The 20,555-nt window shown below is 48.6% G+C and carries 17 protein-coding genes and 1 tRNA gene; 5 read left to right on the top strand and 13 right to left on the bottom strand.

What is annotated here, in order from left to right:
* Positions 1–182: 182 nt before the first annotated feature.
* The 10 genes from NQ546_RS12800 to NQ546_RS12755 form a co-directional block, all read right to left on the bottom strand.
* The gene (locus tag NQ546_RS12800) at positions 183–623 is read right to left on the bottom strand and encodes a lipocalin-like domain-containing protein (RefSeq protein WP_004290711.1); all 441 of its coding nucleotides are present in this window, start codon (positions 621–623) and stop codon (positions 183–185) included.
* 129 nt (positions 624–752) lie between these two features.
* The gene (locus tag NQ546_RS12795) at positions 753–1,106 is read right to left on the bottom strand and encodes a hypothetical protein (RefSeq protein ID WP_004290712.1); all 354 of its coding nucleotides are present in this window, start codon (positions 1,104–1,106) and stop codon (positions 753–755) included.
* A gap of 286 nt (positions 1,107–1,392) precedes the next feature.
* Positions 1,393–2,109 carry a monofunctional biosynthetic peptidoglycan transglycosylase gene (mtgA, locus tag NQ546_RS12790; RefSeq protein WP_004290713.1) on the bottom strand — a complete coding sequence of 239 codons (717 nt, stop codon included), beginning with the start codon at positions 2,107–2,109 and terminating at the stop codon, positions 1,393–1,395.
* Between the two features lie 13 nt (positions 2,110–2,122).
* A complete protein-coding gene (locus NQ546_RS12785) occupies positions 2,123–2,800 on the bottom strand; it encodes an OmpA family protein (protein WP_004290714.1) in 678 nt (225 codons plus the stop codon).
* Between the two features lie 94 nt (positions 2,801–2,894).
* Positions 2,895–4,223 carry an MATE family efflux transporter gene (locus tag NQ546_RS12780; RefSeq protein WP_004290715.1) on the bottom strand — a complete coding sequence of 443 codons (1,329 nt, stop codon included), beginning with the start codon at positions 4,221–4,223 and terminating at the stop codon, positions 2,895–2,897.
* Positions 4,224–4,293: 70 nt separating this feature from the next.
* Positions 4,294–5,460 carry an N-acetylglucosamine-6-phosphate deacetylase gene (gene nagA / locus NQ546_RS12775; protein ID WP_004290716.1) on the bottom strand — a complete coding sequence of 389 codons (1,167 nt, stop codon included), beginning with the start codon at positions 5,458–5,460 and terminating at the stop codon, positions 4,294–4,296.
* A gap of 89 nt (positions 5,461–5,549) precedes the next feature.
* Positions 5,550–6,890 (bottom strand): ABC transporter substrate-binding protein, encoded by a 1,341-nt coding sequence (locus tag NQ546_RS12770; RefSeq protein WP_004290717.1) that lies wholly within the window; start codon positions 6,888–6,890, stop codon positions 5,550–5,552.
* Between the two features lie 41 nt (positions 6,891–6,931).
* A complete protein-coding gene (locus NQ546_RS12765) occupies positions 6,932–7,723 on the bottom strand; it encodes an ABC transporter permease (RefSeq protein ID WP_004290718.1) in 792 nt (263 codons plus the stop codon).
* Entirely contained in the window at positions 7,720–8,493 is a 774-nt protein-coding gene (locus NQ546_RS12760) for an ABC transporter permease (protein ID WP_029429266.1), read from the bottom strand. Before NQ546_RS12760 ends, NQ546_RS12765 begins: the two co-directional genes overlap by 4 nt.
* A gap of 35 nt (positions 8,494–8,528) precedes the next feature.
* On the bottom strand, positions 8,529–9,911 hold the full coding sequence (locus NQ546_RS12755; protein WP_004290720.1) for a polyamine ABC transporter ATP-binding protein: 1,383 nt from the start codon (positions 9,909–9,911) through the stop codon (positions 8,529–8,531).
* 347 nt (positions 9,912–10,258) lie between these two features.
* Here NQ546_RS12755 and NQ546_RS12750 point away from each other — a divergent pair, with 347 nt between their 5' ends.
* Both NQ546_RS12750 and NQ546_RS12745 read left to right on the top strand, forming a co-directional pair.
* Positions 10,259–11,020: an SDR family NAD(P)-dependent oxidoreductase gene (locus NQ546_RS12750; RefSeq protein WP_004290721.1), complete on the top strand. Its 762-nt coding sequence runs from the start codon at positions 10,259–10,261 to the stop codon at positions 11,018–11,020.
* A gap of 251 nt (positions 11,021–11,271) precedes the next feature.
* Positions 11,272–12,765, top strand: a complete 1,494-nt coding sequence (locus tag NQ546_RS12745; RefSeq protein ID WP_004290722.1) for a Fic family protein — start codon at positions 11,272–11,274, stop codon at positions 12,763–12,765.
* 173 nt (positions 12,766–12,938) lie between these two features.
* Here the strand turns inward: NQ546_RS12745 and NQ546_RS12740 are convergent.
* A tRNA-Lys gene (locus tag NQ546_RS12740) sits at positions 12,939–13,014 on the bottom strand.
* Between the two features lie 395 nt (positions 13,015–13,409).
* On the opposite strand from NQ546_RS12740, the gene ettA reads away from it, so the two are divergent.
* The 3 genes from ettA to NQ546_RS12725 all read left to right on the top strand — a co-directional run bounded on the left by ettA (position 13,410) and on the right by NQ546_RS12725 (position 19,427).
* Entirely contained in the window at positions 13,410–15,107 is a 1,698-nt protein-coding gene (gene ettA / locus NQ546_RS12735; protein ID WP_004290723.1) for an energy-dependent translational throttle protein EttA, read from the top strand.
* Between the two features lie 224 nt (positions 15,108–15,331).
* The gene (locus tag NQ546_RS12730; RefSeq protein ID WP_004290724.1) at positions 15,332–18,055 is read left to right on the top strand and encodes a TonB-dependent receptor; all 2,724 of its coding nucleotides are present in this window, start codon (positions 15,332–15,334) and stop codon (positions 18,053–18,055) included.
* Between the two features lie 19 nt (positions 18,056–18,074).
* A complete protein-coding gene (locus NQ546_RS12725; RefSeq protein WP_004290725.1) occupies positions 18,075–19,427 on the top strand; it encodes a hypothetical protein in 1,353 nt (450 codons plus the stop codon).
* 100 nt (positions 19,428–19,527) lie between these two features.
* Here the strand turns inward: NQ546_RS12725 and NQ546_RS12720 are convergent, their stop codons facing one another.
* Positions 19,528–19,971, bottom strand: coding sequence for an N-acetylmuramoyl-L-alanine amidase (locus NQ546_RS12720; RefSeq protein WP_004290727.1), 444 nt, complete (start codon positions 19,969–19,971; stop codon positions 19,528–19,530).
* Positions 19,972–20,011: 40 nt separating this feature from the next.
* Positions 20,012–20,113: a smalltalk protein gene (locus NQ546_RS12715; protein ID WP_021939670.1), complete on the bottom strand. Its 102-nt coding sequence runs from the start codon at positions 20,111–20,113 to the stop codon at positions 20,012–20,014.
* Positions 20,114–20,555 lie beyond the last annotated feature (442 nt).

The following is a 20,555-nucleotide window of genomic DNA, read 5'->3' as shown; positions in this document are numbered from 1 at the left end:
TTTCTTTGTGAGTAGGAGAAGAGATGCTTCACTACGTTCTGCATGACAGACTATACATTAGCGTAAGAAATAAAAGATATTTTGAGCGAAGCTAATGATATGATTGCCATAGTTTTGACACACCCGCTTTTATGGATGCTTTCCCGATAACCGGAAACTATAATCCGTTCCTTTCCGGTTGGTTATTTTTTCTTGAAACTGATTTCGTCATAAAACTCTTCGTTTTCATCCTTTTCCTGAGCAATGATTACCAATGTGGTTCCGTTCAGAGTTTTGATGGTAGCTTCATCGCTATAACCGTTGAAAGTGATTTTAAGTTTGTTTCCGGAAATGCTCCAGGTGAAGTCCTCCGTATAGGGAGTGCTTCCTGATACATCTTTGTATGTTCCGCTACCGTCGTTCTTAAAGGTGTACACATCTTCGGTATAGGCCTCGTCCCATTCTTCTTTCTCACCTTCGTATATCTCATATCCTTTACTCCAGGTAGATTCCCAAGTACCTACAATGAGTGTTTTGGCATCTCCGGCAATGCCTTCTTCGTCGTCATCACTACAAGCTGTAAAGCCAATGCACAAAGCCATCATTACGCATGACAGCCAAAATTTAAGTTCAAACTTTTTCATTTTATCTTTTTAATTAAATTAGTATTAAAAACGAGGCAAAGGTAGTTGCTTTACAAAAGAAAACGTCTTTCCGGATGTCGTTGGTGTTTATACAAAAGTGTAGAATTGTATTCTACATATTTGTTGAATTTATTTCCTGATGCCGTCTTTTTTGCCGGAATGGGAGAGAGGGTTTTCTTTGAACTCAGTGGAATAATAATCGAAGAAATTGCAGTTCAATATGTAGCAGATGCGCATTAATAAGTCAGTGTCTATGTTTTGCCGTTTGAATATGGAGTACACATTGGTGCGGTCACAATACAGTTTCTTTGCAAACCAGATGACGGAACGTTCCTGGCGATGTAGTTCTGCTTCTATCATTTGTCCGATGTGTATCATGGTGCTGGGCATGAAAAAAAGGCGGAACCATTCGTAACCTATCTTGTTCCGAGGTACCGCCAAGCACCCAACCGTATAAATAAGTACGAACAGTTCACGCCTCACAGCGTGAACTTTTACTTACTTATTCTCAACGGTCTTTCAATTTGGCGGTTTTCAGAACAGAGAATAAGAGCTAAAGCTCAATATCTAATAAGTATATGAATGGAAACGCTTTTCCTTAATTATATGAATTCTGTTCATTTAAGTAAATGGCATTATCTGCTAATTTTTTACATTTACTTAATAGTTTATGTTTTTTTCTACTTTTTATTTTTAATATTCTATTTTTACTGATATGCTTTTTGCAAATGTAGTGAATATTCCTTTTTGTTGCATCGGCAAAAGCTGTTTATTTCTTTTTTTTCTTGGAAACCGCAGTTTTTTCCGGTGGGAATTTCGCTACGAGCTTCATCAACCGCAGTATCTGTCCCTGTCTTTTCAGGATGTAGCTCGAAGGGTGTGCGGAGTCAAAGCGTATGGGGTTGGGCAATGTTGCGGCAATCAGTGCGCATTGGCCGGCAGAGAGCTTGGCGGCAGTGGTATGGAACTTGTAACGGGCGGCTGCCTGTGCCCCGTAGATGCCTTTGCCCATTTCAATGGAGTTGAGGTAGACCGTCATTATCCGTTCTTTAGACCAGAAGAGTTCTATCATCCATGTGAAGTAGACTTCGAATCCCTTGCGGAGCCATGAGGATTGCGGCCACAGGAACACGTTCTTTGCCGTCTGCTGGCTGATGGTGCTTGCTCCGCGTTTCCGCTTGCGCTTTTCGTTCTCTTTCATGGCTTTCTGTATTTCGATGAAGTCGAAGCCGTTGTGGGTGGCAAAGCGATTATCCTCGGATGCGATGACGGCCATAGGCAGGTGGGGAGAAATCCTGTCGAACGGCACCCACTCGTGATGCCATGCGGGACTTTCTCCTTTAAAAACCTGTTGCACGCTTCGGATAACCATCAACGGCGTGACGTACACCGGCACAAAACGATAAACCACTACCATTACAGTAGTGGATACAAAGAAGAAGAGCAACAGATTGCGGATTATCCGCAAGGGGTTGGAAAACTTCATGGGAGAAGGATAATTACGATTGTCCGGCTTCAGCGTTCTTAATCATCTGTTCGCTGGCATACATAAAGATTACCACCCTGCGGTTCTGGCTGGCAGAGAGGCTCTCATCGTACTCATTGTATCCCACGCCTTCCACTTGCTTGAATTGTGAGGGAGACACGCCACAGTCCTGCAAATAGTTTTCTACGGCATAAGCGCGATTTTTGGAAACCTTCATATTGGCTTCGTACGTGCCTACTTTGTCCGTATGTCCGATGATGGCGATGTCCGTAGTAGTATCCTCTTTCAGAATCTTGGCCAAGTCGCGCAGGGATGCCTTCGCGTCGTTGCTCAGCGTTGAGGAGTTGAAAGCAAACAGGATACCGGAGTCGAACGTCACCTTTACGGCATCCAGGTTGTTGGCGTCTTTCACCACTTCCACCTGTGCGCCTTCAATCTTGGCGGCTTCGGCAGCTTTTTTGTCCATTTTGTGGCCGATTGCCACACCGGCACCCGTACCAACGGCTGCGCCCACTGCCGCACCGATAGCCGCGCCTTTGCCCTTGCCGAACAAGCCGCCGATTATGGCTCCTGCAGCTGCGCCCGAACCGCCGCCAATGATTCCGCCTTTGGTTGTGTTGTTCATGGTTCCGCAACTACCCAATAGTATAGTGCCGCTCAGCAAAAATGCTGTAAATTTCATCTTTTTCATACCTTTTATTTTTTAGTTGGTTCAAATTTTACTAATGCAAATTTATGTATATATTACATTTGTTGGCATCAAAAAGTTTACTGTTGCAGTTTTTTTAGAGAATTTTCTTTTTAATAAAGATAAACCATCCTGTCAGAATCAGCCCCTTGACGATGGTGGTGCTGCTCACTGCCCACCAAATGGCGTCCACTCCCAAACCCATTTCTACCAGTAGCAGGGCCACCGGAATGCGCATGTAGTTGCATCCGATGCTGACAACGGCCGGCGGTACGGTGCGTCCTATGCCGTAGAATACGCCCTGCATGGTGATTTCCAGCATCATGAACAACTGTGAGTAGCCGTCGATGCGCAGGAAATTGCCGCCAGTGCGGTAGGCTGCTTCTTCGGGCACGAAAATGGAGAATACCTCGCTGCCGTAGAAGATGAACAGCAGCGAGCAGAGCGTGCCGAACACTCCTGTCATCCAGAGCGTCGTTTTCCATGCCTGCCACACGCGCGTTTTCTGTCCGGCGGCATAATTCTGTGCGATGAAGGCGCTGAGCCCCGTAGAGAATCCCTGTGAGGTATTCCAGGTGATAGCTTCTATTTGTCCGCCGGTGGTGAATGCCATGAGTCCGATGTGCCCGCCTTGCTCGGCTGCAGTGCGCGAGAGGAACATGTTGACGAAGGCAAACAGTGTGTTCAGCGTGGCAACGGGCAGTCCCAGTTTGAAGATGCGTCTGCTGTACTTCCTCTTGAGCCGGACGAAAAACGGAAATCCTCCGAGCAAGTCGTCCTTTCGCCGGAGCTTATAGACAAAGATGAGGAAGACGGCAGCTTCGGACAGCCACGTGGCAAGCGCTGCCCCTACGGTTCCCCAGCCGAACCCGAAGATGAAGAGAGGGTCGAGCAGGATATTCATCACAAGTCCCGTACCGCTGATGTAGAACGGTGTCTTGCTGCGTCCCGAAGCGTTGTAGATGCCCGTAAAGGCAGCCGAGAGAAAGACGAAGGGCAATGCTGTCGAGACAATGCGCAGGTAGGTGACGGCGTTGGCGGTGATATGTGCTTCCAGTTCGAAAAGGCTCATAATGGGCCGGGCGAAAACAAACAGCAGTCCGCCCCAGCAAATGGCGATGAGCAATGCGATGCTGATGTTGTGCGAGGCAAACGCACGCGCGTCGTCCCGGTTCTGCGCCCCGATGGACTGTGCCACACTGACTTCCGACCCCACTTTGTTCAGCAGAGCGATAGAGCCTGACATCCACGTGAGGATGCCCACCGCGCCCACTGCCGCCACCGCTTCGCTGCCCAGACGGCCCACCCATGCCATATCCGTCAGGCTGTATGCCATTTGGATGAAGGAGGTGGCCATAATGGGCATTGCCAAGCTGAACAGTTGGCGGTTGATGGGTCCTTGGGTAAGATTTTTGGCTCCGAGCACGATACTGAAAAAGAATTATAAGAAACTTATAAAAAAGGTTTTTTTTAGAAACAGGCTTTCGGGCGCGTCGCTACTTATAGTTCAGGAAGCTTTCCTGCACCAGTTTTCCCGCTTGCCATACGGCGCGTATGTTCAGTTCCTTGTCCATAATCAGGATGTCGGCGTCTTTGTCCTTTTGCAGGGAGCCTTTGCGGTCGTACACTCCCATGATGCGTGCCGGAGTTTCGGAAGCCATTCGCAGTGCGTCTCCCAGCGGGATGCCGGCCTGTGTCATGGTGCGCACCAGCACGTCCATTGTGGCGATGCTGCCTGCCAGTGAGGAACGGTCGGCGAGTTTGCATACGCCGTCCTCGATGATGTAGCGGGGGTTGCTGGTTTCCTTGCCTTCGGTTGCGGCACAGGAGAGGGCGTCCGTTACGAGGCAGGTGTGCTCCACGCCTTTCAGTTTGTAGGCCAGTTTCAAGATGGTGGAAGGCAGGTGGATGCCGTCGGCTATGAGTTCGATGGTCATGCCGTCGGTCAGGTAGACGCTTTCCACTGTGCCCTCGTATTTGTATTCGCGGCGTTTGTGGAAGCCCGGCATGGCGTTGTAGAAGTGGGCGGCATGGGTGAATCCGGCTTTGTAGGCGGCGCAGATGTCGTCATACTCGGCTTCGGTGTGGGATATGGCTGCCAGTATGCCTTTTTCGCGCAGGTAGCCGGCAAACTCCAATGCTCCCGGCAGTTCGGGAGAGGCGTCCCAGCGGCGGATGCAGCGGGTGTTTTCCACAAGTTCCCTGTATTCTTGTTCGTCAATCTCTTTCACCTGTCCGGCAAACTGCTCGCCGGCCATTTTCCTGCTGAGGTAAGGGCCTTCGATATGCAGTCCGAGTATGGGGCTGTCCGGTTCTTCCATGAGCCGTTCGCACACATGGGCGGCTTGGTGGAGCTTGCTGAAGGGGGAGGAGGAGATGGTGGGGTAGAAGCTTGTGGCGCCATGCTTGAGGTGTGCCTGCACGATGCTGCGGAATGCTTCCTCGGTACATTCGTTGAAGTCGTGTCCGCTGCCGCCATGGGCGTGCATACACACGAAACCGGGCACTATGTACATGCCTTTGGCATCAATGAGACGTGCACCGATCAGTGCGAGGTCACAGTTGGTCACTTCAAGAATCTTTCCGTCACGTATCAGGACAGAACCTTCATTCAGCCAGCCCTGCGGGGTGAATATGCGCCCGTTTATAATTTGAGTAAGCATTTTTAGGTTTTAAGTTTATCGGATGCCAAAATTAAGTATTATAAATCAGAATTCCTACATCCGGGGTTTTAAATGGCTTATCCGGTGTTTTAAATCGCCGGCCTTCCCTTCCGCCTCCGGCGGTGGCGTTGCTTCTGCCGGTACTTGCGTATCTTGCCGTATACCAGCCAAACGAACAGTGCTCCGAATACGGAGAATATCAGCAGTACGATGCCGGTGTTGAGGTTGTCGCCTTTCACGCGGCTCCACATTTCGAGAACCAGTTCGGTGCGGTCGCCGAAGTCGCGTATCATGGCGCAGCGTTCCACGATTTTCCTGTCGGGATATTGTACGGGATTGATTTGCAGGCTGTCCGCGCCCATGCCTTCACCGAAGAAGTAGCTGAGGTCGGAGCGTGTTTCTATGGAAGTATCCCGTTTGGCTTCCATGATTTCGGGGGTGGCAACGGCGCTGACGTAGCCTATGGCGTCCATATTGCGCAAGGCGATTTCGGGCTGGCAGAGGTAGTTGATGAAGTAGCTGGCTGCCTTGGGATTCCGGGCGTATTTGGGGATTACCCAGCCGTCGTACCAGATGTTGCTGCCCTCGCGCGGCACTTCGTATGCAAGGTCTACGCCTACGGCCTCGGCTTCGTCAATTGCCCATACGGCGTCGCCGCTCCAGGTGAGGTTGAGCCATGTTTTGTTCTTGGTCATCATCTCCTTGCCGAAATCGGCCTCCCAACCGGAAATGTTGGGTTTCAGGGCTTTCAGGTACTTTTCGGCAAGGGCTATGGCTTCGGGGGAGTTGTCGTTCATGAGTTGTTCCACCGTAACGGTGCTGTCGGCAAGCTGGCGGGCGTGGGCGTAGATGATGGCGGTTCCGTAGGCGTCGCGGTAGCTGTCTTTCATCAGGAGCTTGCCTTTGTTCTTGGAGTTCCACAGGCAGTGCCAACTGCCGGCTTCGTCGGGGGTGATGAAGCTGCGGTTGTAGAGTATGCCGGCTGTGCCCCACATATAGGGTACGGCATAGTCTGTGGTGGTGCGTCCCGGCTGACTGGTCTTGTTCAGTTCCCGGCGGATGTAGGGGGAAATGTTGGGCAGATAGTCCGGGGTCTTGCCGAAGCTGCGGTCGATGGGCAGGAGAAGGTCTTTCTTCAGCATGCGTTCGATGATGTACTCCGAGGGGCATACCACGTCGAAGTCTTCGTGCCCGCGTTCTATCTTGGTGAGCATGATTTCGTTGATGTCGAACACTTGGTAGACAAGGCGGATGTCCTCGCCTGTCTGCTGTTTGTACCAGTCGGGGAATTCGGCAAGCACGTCTTCGTCGATGTAGTCCGCCCAGTTGTAGATTTTCAGTACGTGGCTGCGCTCTTCGCCTGAACCTTTGCACGAAACGGCGGCAAGGGCAAGGCAGAGGAGAAGGAGTATACCTGTCAGTCTTTTCATTTTTTTGTTCGGTAAGTTTATTTTGACTATACTTTCAGTTTTCAACTCTTCTGTGCACGTTCCGCGCGTTTGTTGATGACGATCAGCAGCACCAGCACCGTAATGAATATTATGGTGGAGAGGGGGCGCAGCTCCGGTGTCAGTCCGCCTTTGCGGGCATCGGCGTAGATGTAGGTGGAGAGCGTTTCCAGTCCTTCGTTCCCGATGGTGAATATGGTTACTGCGAAGTCGTCGATGGAGAGTGTAAAGGCAAGGATGAACCCGCTTATCATGCCCGGAAATATCTCCGGAAGGATGACCTTGCGCAATGCCTGGAACGGGGTTGCGCCGAGGTCGAGGGCGGCTTCGTACACGTTTTGGTTCATCTTTTTCAGACGGGGCATCACGCTCAGCACTACGTAGGGGGTGCAGAACGTGATGTGCGCCAGTACCACCGTTGTGAATCCCTGCGATATGCCGAAGCTGACGAACAGCAGGAACAGCGACACACCCGTAATGATGTCGGCGTTCATCATCGGAATGGCGTTGGCAAAGTTCATCACCTGACGTGTGCGTGTGCGCAGGTTGAAGATGCCGATAGCCGCAATGCTGCCCAGTGCCGTCGATGCGGTGGCTGCCAGCATGGCAATGGCAAAGGTGTTCCAAATGGCATTCATCAGTGAGTGGTGCATGCCGCCCGTAAAGAGGGAGCTGTACAGCTTGGTGGAAAATCCCGTCCAGTTGCCCAGCACCTTGGCTTCGGTGAAGGAGAAGATCATAATGATAAGGATAGGCGAGTAGAGCAGCGCAAGCAGCAGCCACAGATAGCCTTTGGCAAGAATACGTGTCATCATATCACACCTCCGCTTTCATTGGATGCGCTGTCCTCCTCGTTCGTGAAGAGGATGGTGACGCCTATCAGCAGCAGCATGATGAGCGACAGGGCCGCACCGTAGTTCCACATTCCGTTGTATATGTTCTCCTGCACCGTTGTTCCGAAGAGCTTGATGTTGTTCATCGTCAGCAGTTCGGCAATGGCAAAGGTGCTTACCGTAGGCATGAACACCATGACGATGCCGCTCATGATGCCCGGCATGGAGAGGGGCAGGATCACTTTGCCGAATATCTGCAAGGGGGTGGCTCCGAGGTCTTGGGCAGCTTCTATGAGGCTGTGGTCCATTTTCTGCAATGTATTGTAGATGGGGTATATCATGAACGGCAGGAAGTTGTACACCATGCCGAACAGGAGTGCGCCTTCGCCCAGCGGCAGGTTCAGGAAGTCGAACAGCGCCACTGTGGCAAGCGTGCGTATCAGTATGTTCACCCACATGGGCAGGATGAACAGCACCACCATGGTCTGCGAGGTGTTGAACTGCTTCTGACTGAGGATATAGGCAGCCGGATAGCCCAGCAGCAGGCACGCCAGCGTGGTGATGATGGCTATGCCGATGGAGTAGATGAAGGTGTTCATCGCTTCGGGGTGCATCATAAACTTGCGGAAGTTGGCAAGGGTGAATGCTCCCTCGGCATCTGTAAAGGCATACAACACAATCAGTAGCAACGGCACTATCACAAATATCAGCAGGAACAGTGCGTAGGGTAGTGTCCAGTTACGCCGCCGCATGAAGAAACTTTTCATTGGCAAATTGTTTTGAGTGGTTAGTGGTTAGTGATTCGTATATTCTCCGGTGCTATTCGTATTCCCACTCTGTCGCCGTCGTCCCATACGTCGTTGGTGTCTACGAAGATGTCCTCGTCCCAGTCGGTGAACACAGTCAGATGATAGTGGTTGCCTTTGTAGAGGATGAATTTCACTTCGCCTGTCAGTCGTCCGTCCTCTTCGTTGTCCTCAAGGATGATGTTCTGGAAGTCCACTTCCACCTTTACGGGTGTTTCCGGACGGATGTCGTGCACCGGGCTGCACTCAAAGCTGCATCCCAGGAATTCCACATGGGTTTCGTCCAGCAGTTTGCCTTCGAAGGTGTTGCAGGTGCGTTCTTTCTTCATCACGTGGATGTCGAAGGGTTTCACCAGCAAGCCCACCTCACGACCGGCTTCGAAGCAGTGGTAGTCCTGCACCATCAGCTCGTAGCCTTCGCGGGTCTGCACCAGCATCTCGTAGTGCACGCCTTTGAAGATGGAACTTGTTACGGTTCCCGTCAGTTGTGCCGCATCCGAGGGGTCGAAGATGTAGATGTCTTCCGGACGGATCACGACGTCCACCTGTGCCTGTTCGCCGAAACCGGTGTCCACGCAGTCGAATTCATGTCCGCAGAAGCTGACGAGCTGGTCGTGCAACATGACGCCGTTCAGGATGTTGCTTTCGCCTATGAAGTCGGCCACAAAGGAGTTGATAGGTTCGTTGTAGATGTCTATCGGGGTGCCTGTCTGCTGTATCTTACCCTCGCTCATGACGACAATCGTGTCGCTCAGCGTGAGCGCTTCTTCCTGGTCGTGGGTGACGTATACGAAAGTGATGCCCAGCTTCTGATGCATCTCTTTCAGTTCCATTTGCATGTCCTTGCGCATTTTCAGGTCGAGGGCGGCAAGAGGCTCGTCGAGGAGCAGCACTTCGGGTTCGTTGACGATGGCGCGGGCTATGGCCACACGCTGCTGCTGTCCGCCGGAGAGGGAGTCCACGTCGCGGTCTTCATAGTCGGTCATGCCCACCATGCGGAGCGCCTGTTTCACCTTCTTTTCGATGGTGGTGGCGGGGAGCTTCTTCAGTTTGAGGCCGAAGGCAATGTTGTTGAATACGTTGAGGTGCGGGAACAGGGCATACTTCTGGAACACTGTGTTCACCGGACGGCGGTGGGGCGGGGTCTGCGTGATGTCTTTCCCTGCAATGGTAATCACTCCTTCCGAAGCGGTCTGGAAACCTGCAATCAGACGCAGCAACGTCGTCTTTCCGCAACCGGACGGTCCCAATATCGTTACAAACTCGCCCTTACGGACAGACAAATTCACATCATTCAGTACGGCTTTATCTCCAAAGAATTTCGATACGTGCTCTACACCGATGATGCAATCGGACTTTTGCATAAGCGTTTCTTATCTTTATCCAAACTAATTAAACAAATCTCTACCTGATATAGTCAGTCATCACAAAAAGTGGCGCAAAGGTACATATATTTCTTGAAAACTTTAAGGGTTATGGAGGATAAGTTGCGAGTTATTTGTTGATGCTCGCAAATAAGTCATAACTTTGCACTTCGTAACATCTGATTATGAATTGCAGATGACGAATTGTTGATGACGAATTGCTGATGACGAATTGCAGCAGAAGCAGCAGAAGAAGAAGAAGAAAAAGAAGAAGATTTGCTGATGATAAATTACAGAAGACGAATTACAAACAATGAAATTCAAACAATGAATTATAAACTATCAGTATGGAAAAGAAAATTGTATTTATCACAGGCGCCTCTTCCGGTATAGGAGAGGGCTGTGCTCGTAAGTTTGCCATGAATGGTTACCGTCTCATCCTCAACGGACGGAATGTAGAGAAACTGGCAGCCGTAAAGCGTGAGCTGGAAACGGAATATCATGCGGACGTCTGCCTGCTTCCTTTCGATGTGCGCGACCGCCGGGCTGCGGCAGCCGCCCTCGATTCGCTTCCCGAAGCGTGGAAGGCAATAGACATCCTGATTAACAATGCCGGACTGGTTATCGGTGTGGACAAAGAGCATGAGGGTAGTCTGGACGAATGGGATGTGGTGATTGATACCAACGTGAAATCCTTGCTTGCCATGACCCGCCTCGTTGTGCCCGGAATGGTGGAGCGCGGACGCGGTCATGTCATCAACATGGGGTCTATTGCCGGCGATTATGCCTATCCGGGAGGTAGTGTGTATTGTGCCACAAAAGCTGCCGTCAAAGCCCTGTCCGACGGCTTGCGCATCGACCTCGTGGATACTCCCGTCCGGGTGACGAACATCAAGCCCGGCCTTGTGGAGACGAATTTCTCCGTAGTGCGCTTTCGTGGAGACAAAGCCGCTGCCGACAATGTGTACAAGGGCATCCGTCCGCTTACCGGTGACGACATTGCCGAAGTGGTGTACTTTGCCGCTGCCGTACCCGAACATATACAAGTGGCGGAGGTGCTGGTAATGCCTGCCAACCAGGCCACCGGGACAATCGTCAGCCGAAAGTAAATGCTTCTCCGTTTTACTTCCCGGTTTGCCCGGACCGGGAGGTAAAACGGGCTTTTCAGGCATAAAAAAAGAGAGTTACTTGAGTGTAACTTGAAAGATTAAATCAGTCTTTGCACTTTGTTGTGCTTCTATTTATTTGTTTTTCAAATAATATCTGGCTATATTTGCAAAATATTCGTGGAATATAAAAGCGATATATTCGTGTTTCTCAATAATAGAATATTCGTGTAATACATAAATGTATCGGAACTATGGCAACGATAGCAGAACTGTTAGCATCTTCTTTGAATGCGCTGAAACAAGTACAACGGGGTGAGGATTTTACGATAATTAAAAGTAGCGACTTATCCCGGACGCACATAAAAAGATTGGTAGATAATCATTTTCTCAAGCCCATCATTAAGGGCTGGTATGTGGTTACCGACCCAAGGGCAACGCCGGGCGACAGTACGGCATGGTATGCTTCGTTTTGGAGCTTTATTACCCGGTATGCAAATGAACGCTACGGCAATGAATGGTGTCTATCTGCCGAACAATCGTTGTCGATATATACAGGTGCCACCATCATACCGAACCAAGTTCTTATAAGAGCACCTAAAGGTAACGACTATATGGTTCCATTAATTCCTCCGACCTCTGTTTTTAATTTAGGGGCGGAATTGCCCTCAAAGATTGATACGAACAATCCGTATAATCTCAACCTCTATACATTGGCGGAAGCTATTATTGTAGCTACGCCTACCATGTATCGCAACGATGCGCTAACAATGCGGACTGCCCTTGCAATGGTTCATGATAGCTCGGATATTTTGAAGATATTGGTTGATACAGGGCAAACAGTCCGGGCAGGCAGGGTGATTGGAGCATTCCGTAATATCGGGCGAACGGACATGGCCGATGAAATTGCCGGAACTATGAAACGCATGGGATATATCATTTATGAAGAAGACCCATTCGAAAGGGTGATGGAAATTCATGTGTCGCAATCTCCATACGCTGTCCGTTTGCGCTTGATGTGGCAGAATATGAGAGAAGATGTAATAGCTAATTTCACCCGGCTTAAAAGTAATCTTTCCGCCAAAGAATTTTTAGAGCGAATGGAAACCCGGTACAAGTTGGATGCTTATCACTCTTTGTCTATTGAGGGGTATCGGGTCACTGATGAATTAATAAATAAAGTAAAAAGCGGTGTATGGAAGCCGGATGGAGAGGATATGGATTCAAAAAATGCGCTTGCGGCACGTGGTTATTGGCAAGCCTTTCAGGAGGTCAAAAAGAGCGTATCCGATATTTTCGAAGGTAGTAACAGTGCTGAGGTTGCGGAACGGGACTTATCGGTATGGCACAGTGAAATGTTCATGCCTTGCGTAACGGCAGGCATTATCAAACCATCCGATATTGTCGGTTATCGTTCCCATCAGGTCTATATTCGTAACTCGATGCACACACCTCTGAATCCGGATGCACTTCGTGATGCCATGACCACTTTGTTCGAATTGCTTAGAGAAGAACCGGAAGCCTGTGTAAGAGCCGTTTTAGGGCATTTCCTGTTTACTTATATTCATCCCTTTATGGATGGAAACGGTCGTGTCGGGCGGTTCTTAATGAATGCCATGTTGGCTTCGGGTGGCTACGATTGGCTGATTATTCCGGTGGAAAGACGAGATGAATATATGGCGGTCCTCGAAAAAGCAAGCGTTGAGGGAGATATAGTTTCTTTTGTGAGATTTTTATCGAGTATTTAATTCAATTCCAGTGAAAAGTCTTTTGATACATAAGAGACGGATTTTTCAGTGTCAGTGCTTCATTGACTGTCGCTTTCATTCTAGGTTTAACTCTCGGTTTAACCGAACCATGTAAATCAACGCAATTTGAGCATAAAAAAAGAGAGTTACTTTTGTGTAACTCTCTGATTTTCTGGTGATCCGCTTGGGGCTCGAACCCAAGACCCCAACATTAAAAGTGTTGTGCTCTACCTGCTGAGCTAGCGAATCAATCCTTTACTGCTGTTAAGCGGGTGCAAAGATAGAGACTTTTTTGGAAGTTGCAAAGGAATTTCGCTTTTTTTCCTATCTTTGTACCGGGATTATAGATGCGGTAGTTCTTAATTCCCTGATAATACAATGTTTGATACATTGATATTCCATTAAAAAAATGTATTGCTAAAATAAAGAAAGGTATCACAAAGGGTATCACAAGAGTATCACAAAAGAACATTATAAAGCGATGTCGTAATAGCGGTATTATAAAAGAAACATTATAAAAGAAACATTATAAAAAGAACATTATAAGGAAATATTATAAAAAGAACGTTATAAGGAAACGTTATAAGGAAACGTTATAAAGGAACATTCATAATTTATATTTCATACTTTATACTTAAAATTACATGGCAACAGTAGACGATAAGAAAATTATCTTTTCTATGGTAGGGCTGAACAAGACCATTCAGCAGAACAACAAGCAGGTGTTGAAGAACATCTACCTTTCGTTCTTCTATGGAGCGAAAATCGGTATCATCGGTCTGAACGGTTCGGGTAAATCAACCTTGCTGAAGATTATCGCCGGCTTGGATAAATCCTATCAGGGCGAAGTGGTGTTTTCACCCGGATATTCGGTAGGATATTTGGCTCAGGAGCCTTATCTTGATCCTACGAAGACAGTGAAAGAAGTGGTGATGGAAGGCGTGCAACCCATTGTGGATGCGCTGACAGAGTACGAGGAGATCAACCAGAAGTTCGGTCTGCCCGAATACTACGAGGATCAGGACAAGATGGACAAGCTCTTCACCCGTCAGGCAGAGTTGCAGGACATCATCGACGCTACCGATGCATGGAACCTCGACAGTAAGCTGGAGCGTGCGATGGATGCACTCCGTTGCCCGCCCGAAGACCAGTCCGTAGAGCATCTTTCCGGTGGTGAGCGCCGTCGTGTGGCACTTTGCCGCCTGTTGCTCCAGAAGCCCGACGTGCTGCTCCTCGACGAGCCCACCAACCACCTTGATGCAGAGTCCATCGACTGGTTGGAACAGCACCTGCAGCAGTACGAAGGTACGGTAATCGCCGTAACCCACGACCGCTACTTCCTCGACCACGTGGCAGGTTGGATACTCGAGCTCGACCGCGGCGAAGGCATTCCCTGGAAGGGCAACTACTCCAGTTGGCTGGAGCAGAAAACCAAGCGCATGGAGCAGGAAGAAAAGACAGCCAGCAAGCGCCGCAAGACGCTGGAACGTGAGCTGGAGTGGGTGCGTATGGCTCCCAAGGCCCGTCAGGCAAAGGGAAAGGCCCGTCTGAACTCCTACGACAAACTGCTGAACGAGGATGTGAAGGAGAAGGAGGAAAAGCTCGAAATCTTCATCCCCAACGGTCCCCGTCTGGGCAACAAGGTCATCGAAGCCAAGCACGTGGCAAAGGCGTTTGGCGACAAGCTCCTGTTCGACGATCTCAACTTCATGCTGCCGCCTAACGGTATTGTGGGCATCATCGGTCCCAACGGTGCAGGTAAGACCACCCTTTTCCGCCTTATCATGGGGCTGGAGACTCCCGACAGCGGCGAGTTCGAGGTAGGAGAGACTGTGAAAGTAGCCTACGTGGACCAGCAACACAAGGACATCGACCCCAACAAGAGTGTCTACCAAGTGATTTCCGGCGGCAACGACCTCATCCGCATGGGTGGACGCGACATCAACGCACGTGCCTACCTGTCGCGCTTCAACTTCTCCGGTGCCGATCAGGAAAAGCTCTGCGGCGTACTCTCCGGTGGTGAGCGCAACCGTCTTCACCTGGCCCTCTGCCTCAAGGAAGAAGGCAATGTGCTGCTCCTCGACGAGCCTACCAACGACATTGACGTCAACACCCTGCGTGCCCTCGAAGAGGGTCTTGAGGACTTTGCCGGATGCGCCGTTGTCATCAGCCACGACCGCTGGTTCCTCGACCGCATCTGTACGCACATCCTTGCGTTTGAAGGCGACTCCAATGTGTTCTTCTTCGAAGGGTCGTATTCGGAATATGAAGAAAATAAATTGAAACGTCTGGGTAAAGAAGAACCGACTCGTGTGCGTTATAGAAAGTTAATGAATGACTGATTTTAGATTTTAATCTGAAAGTATATACGTTGCATTTGTGACAAAAAGAAAGCTCCGCGAGAAATTGGCGGAGCTTTTTTGTTTTTAGAGTTTCCCGAATCGTTTATTAATTTGAAAAATTGTAGCATAATTGTAATGAATATCTAATTTAATAATATTATATTTGCAACTCACGAACTTTTTTAAATATTAATTAACACTATCTATTAACTAAAAGTAGAATTATGAGAAAAAGTCTAATTCAATTTCTGTTGGTTGCCATGTTGTCGCTGTTTACTTCCGCAGCATGGGCTCAGACCACAGTGCATGGTCAGCTTGTCGACGCTGAAACCGGCGAACCTTTGGTGGGTGCTGCCGTTATGGTAGAGGGAACTACTCAAGGGTCAGTGACTGACATTGACGGCTATTTCAAGCAAAGCGTTGCTTCTAATGCTACGTTGCTCTTCAAGTACATCGGTTACAAGGACCAGAAGAAAAAAATCACACAGAAGGGCGCTTCTGTAGAACTGGGAACTATCAAGATGCAGCCCGATGCAGTGATGTTGTCGGACGTTACCATCACTTCATCCGTTGCGGTGGCTCGTAAGACTCCGGTAGCGGTATCTACCGTAGATCCGGTGTTCATTGAAGAGAAACTTGGTTCGCAGGAATTTCCTGAAATCCTGAAGTCCACTCCGGGTGTATATACCACTAAGGATGGTGGTGGCTATGGGGATGCGCAGACTCGTATCCGAGGTTTTTCCAGCGAGAACGTAGCCATGATGATTAACGGTGTGCCGATGAACGGTATGGAGAACCAGAAGGTATACTGGTCCAACTGGGCAGGTCTGTCCGACGTAACCCGCAGCATGCAGGTACAGCGCGGTTTGGGTGCTGCCAAAGTATCGGTTCCGGCAGTGGGCGGTTCCATCAATATCGTTACCAAGAGCACAGAAGCCAAGAGAGGCGGATTTGTGTCTTACGGCATGGGTAACGACGGTTACAATAAAATTCTTTTCAGCGTATCATCCGGTCTGTCCAAAGATGGCTGGGCATTCACTTTGCTTGGCGGTAAGACTTGGGGCGACGGATATATACAAGGTACGGAATTTGAAGGCTACAACTGGTTTGCCAGCATAGCCAAACGTTTCAACGACAATCACCAGTTGTCTCTCACTGCATTCGGTGCTCCGCAGTGGCACAATCAGCGCAATAATCAAAACGGGCTTACTATTAAAGAATGGCAGCGTGTAAAACAATATATGGGTGAAGACAGTCCTTATAAATATAATCCCACTTTTGGTTACAGACATGGACAAGTCTTTAATTCATCCAGAAACGCATATCACAAACCTCAGATATCTCTGAACCATTTGTGGCAGATAGACCGTAAATCAAGTTTGAGTACAGCTTTGTACGTATCTATCGGTCGCGGTAACGGTTACAGTGGTTCGGGTGATGCTGCCAACCGCAGTAAGTGGTATGGAGCAAGCAATGGATTGGTAAATAATGATTTCCGCGAAGTAGACGGAACATTTGCATACGATCAGGTAGAGGCTATGAATGTGGCAAGCACCACCGGATCCAAGATGATTATGTCCAAAGCAATGAACAATCACATGTGGTATGGTTTGCTTTCTACCTATACTACTAAGTTTGGTGAGAATTTTGACTTCTACGGTGGTGTTGATTTGCGCTATTACAAGGGGTTGCATCAGAATGTCATTACCGACCTTTTTGGTGGTTCATACTTTGTAGATATTGATAATCGTAAAAATGTACGTGTTGAGAATAACGTAGCCGCTGCCGATCCTAGCTTCAAGAATCAAAAGCTCGGAGTAGGTGATGTGATATATCGTGATTATGATGGTTTCGTAATGTCCGAAGGTGTATTCGCGCAGTTAGAATATAACTACGACAAGTTGAGTGCATTTGTTTCCGGCGGTCTTTCAAACACCAGCTATTGGCGTTACGACCGTATGTATTACGACAAGGCACATGCCAAGTCCGACAAGAAACATTATTTGGGCGGAAACGTCAAGGGCGGTATCAACTACAATCTCAACGAGTTCAACAACATTTACTTCAACGCCGGTTACATCAACCGCGCTCCGATGTTCGATACTTCTTTTGTCAACTCTCAGAATTCACATGCACGCAATGGCGATGCCAAGAACGAGAAAGTAATGTCTTTTGAGTTGGGGTATGGTTTCCGTACAGGTTTTTTCACAGCCAATGTGAACGCCTACTACACTCGTTGGAAAGACAAAGCCCTCTACGATTCGGGGACATACGACTATGAGAACGAAGAAGGGGTAGAAATAGAAGACCGCTGGACGCTGAACATGACCGGAGCCAATGCCAACCACATGGGTGTGGAACTTGATTTCGTTGCCAAACCGTTTAGATGGCTTGACGTAACGGGTATGTTCTCATGGGGCGACTGGCGCTGGAAAGGTAATGCGAAAGGTTTCTACTATAACGGATCGGGCCAGATGCTTGCCGACCTTAAGAGTGGTGAAGTCGTGAGTGACATGACAAATGCAGAGCAGTATCGCGCCAACATTAAGATGGACAATATCCATGTAGGCGGTTCGGCACAAACTACAGCCGCACTGGGTGTAAACGTACGCCCTATGAAAGGCTTGCGCCTCAGTTTGGACTGGAACTTCTTTGCCCGTAACTATGCCGGATATGATATTGATGCAGGACAAGCCGGCATGGGTAATGAATACGTAGTGACAGAACCTTGGGAGATACCTTCCTACCACACCTTTGACTTGAGCGCCGGGTATTCCTTCGACTTCGGTAAAGTCCGCGCTACTTTGAGTGGTAACGTCAACAACCTCTTCGATCAGGAATACATTGCCGATGCACGTGACGGCAGCAAGCACGATTGGGAAACTGCGACACGCGTGCTTTACGGTTTCGGCCGTACTTATTCCGTACGTTTGAAATTCAATTTCTAAACCTTTAAGAGTTACAATTATGAATAAAAAGTATATATACAGTTTGTGTGCGGCCTCGTTCCTTATGACGGCTTGCGACTACAACGAAGATAACTTCCCCGGTTTCGATCAGGAACCCATAACAGACGTTGTCTATTACGAAGGGGATTTCACAGGAAAATATCCTACGGAAGGCTATTTCAGCCTTGTGCAGGGTGATGAAGATGCCGGAAAAGCAACCATAGAAGAGGCGTTAGTCAGCATGCTTGAAGATACTTATCCATACTGCGATAAGGGGTCATCGGCTAAGATTAAGGTGAAAGTGGCGGACGTGATGCCTTCTCAGGAGAAAGAGCCTGCCTATAAAGATGCCTATGAGTTGGGAAAAGATGATTATGATTCGATGGGTACAGAAAAGGGGCAACCGGGCAAATACGATAATTTCGATAAGAATATGGATGTAAATGCCTATTTGACCGCTTTCTGCAATACGAAATATGCAGATAAGGCCGAAGGGTTTATTTGTAAGATTACTTATAAGTATTATGCCGGGACGACGACCAACCAGTCCAGGTACTATAAGAAAGGAGCAAATGGTTGGACGGAAGAACCGCTTATTCCTTATGATGCGGATAAGAAATACTCATTGGTTTCCGATGATTATAAGGCTATGGGCACAGACGACGGCGAACCGGGGAGTAATGACGAATTTACTTCGGTAGAACAGGCAGATGCTTGCTTGGTGATATTCCTGAAAAATAAATATACTTATGTGGCAAAAGACGGCTTGACCGTAGAAGTGAACTATAAAGTAGCTGGAGCAAACAAGACAACTGTTTACCGCTACAACGGTTCTACATGGGAAGCGTATAATCCGAAAAACTCCGTTGTCGTTTCCATCAATGAGCGTATCACAGTGATGAAGTTCGACGGTAAAGAGTGGAAACTCTCCAACCTTATCAGTAATATTGAGAAGCTGACACTTACCAATGCCGAATATACCAAATTGGTAGAATGGGTGAAGACTAACAAACCGGAATACATGAGTACGCAGAACACAACTTCCGAATATTATTTCGGGGCTGATTGCGGTAAGAACAACAACATTAACAACAAGTATTCCACTTGGGCTCAGTACTACAATGTGGATGGCTATTTGGACAATCTGAAAGACGAGGAAATCCAGACTATCATGGACGAACGTTTGGCAAAAGAAGCCTTCCCGATTATCCTGTTACCCGATATGGTGGCAAATCCCGATCCGGATACAAGCTATACGGTTATTTACAAAGTATATAGTGGACGGGGCAACGGTAACTATGCGATGTCATTCTATTATAGCAAAGAAGATAATACTTATACTTGGGATGAAATGACACCCGTTATGCAATAATATTGTGTAGCATCATTTCAAAGAGCTTGGAAAAAGGTGAGGGGAACTATCCTGTTGAAAGGACGGTTCCCCTCGTTCTTTTTTATCATAATGTAATCGCCTACCACTTCTCCCTCTTCACCTCGAAGCAAGGGCATTGCTTTGTCCATTCCATGGGTTCCACCTCGCCGTTGCCGTTGAGGTCGGGGCTCAGGTCGCGATGTCCCACCACTTGGGCGCCGGGATAGTCCAGCAGCAGCGTCCTGACGAGGACGCGGAGCGAATGGCGTTGCCACTCGGTGCGAGTGTCTTTGGGCATGCCGTAGTGGTCCAGACCGCCCTCATAACAGATGCCTATTGAGTGGGCGTTGTAGCCGCGGGCATGTGCTCCGGGACGTTCGGGGGAGCGGGTGGTGAGTATGCGGCCGTCGCGACGGATGTAGAAGTGATAGCCTGTGCCGTCGAAACCGCGTTGGCGGTGGGCGGCTTCCAGTGCCTGCTCCGTAAAGGGGCGGTCTTCGCACGTGGCGCTGCAATGGATGATGATCAGGGTGATTGTACGCATGGGAATGAGGAGATAGGAGTGAGGAACGATGAGTGATGAGTTACATGGGCATGGCTTTGGCGCCTACTGCGCCGAGAACGGCCGATGCTACTGCGATTACGATTTTGAGGAACTTGTCCCACCAAGATGATTTTGTTGCCATAGGAGTTTTGATTATTAATTAATTGTGCGAATCAGTATTTGAATTAAGTTTATAACCTTGCAAGTAATGAATGTTTTCACCACAGAGTACACAGAGCGCATAGAGTTTTACAGAGTGCATAGAGTTTCACAGAGTTTTACAGAGTGCACAGAGTTTCACAGAGTGTTAATCTTGCTACTCGATAGTATCTGTCATTCAGAGCGTAGCGAAGAATCTACTCTCTCATGTCAATACTCTCTCATGTCAATACTCACTCATGTCAATACTCATCTCAGTATAGGGAGAGCAGATTCTTCGCTCCGCTCTGAATGACAGAATGTTTTGCCTCATAAATAAAATGTTTTGCCTCATAAAATGTTTTGCCTCATAAAAAGAGAAAGACTCTGTGAGTCTCTGTGCCCTCTGTGGTGAAAAAGCTCAAATCCGTATAATAATGAACTAT

The organism is Bacteroides eggerthii (assembly GCF_025146565.1).
GTDB lineage: Bacteria > Bacteroidota > Bacteroidia > Bacteroidales > Bacteroidaceae > Bacteroides > Bacteroides eggerthii.
This window is presented reverse-complemented; position numbering and strand designations above follow the sequence as displayed.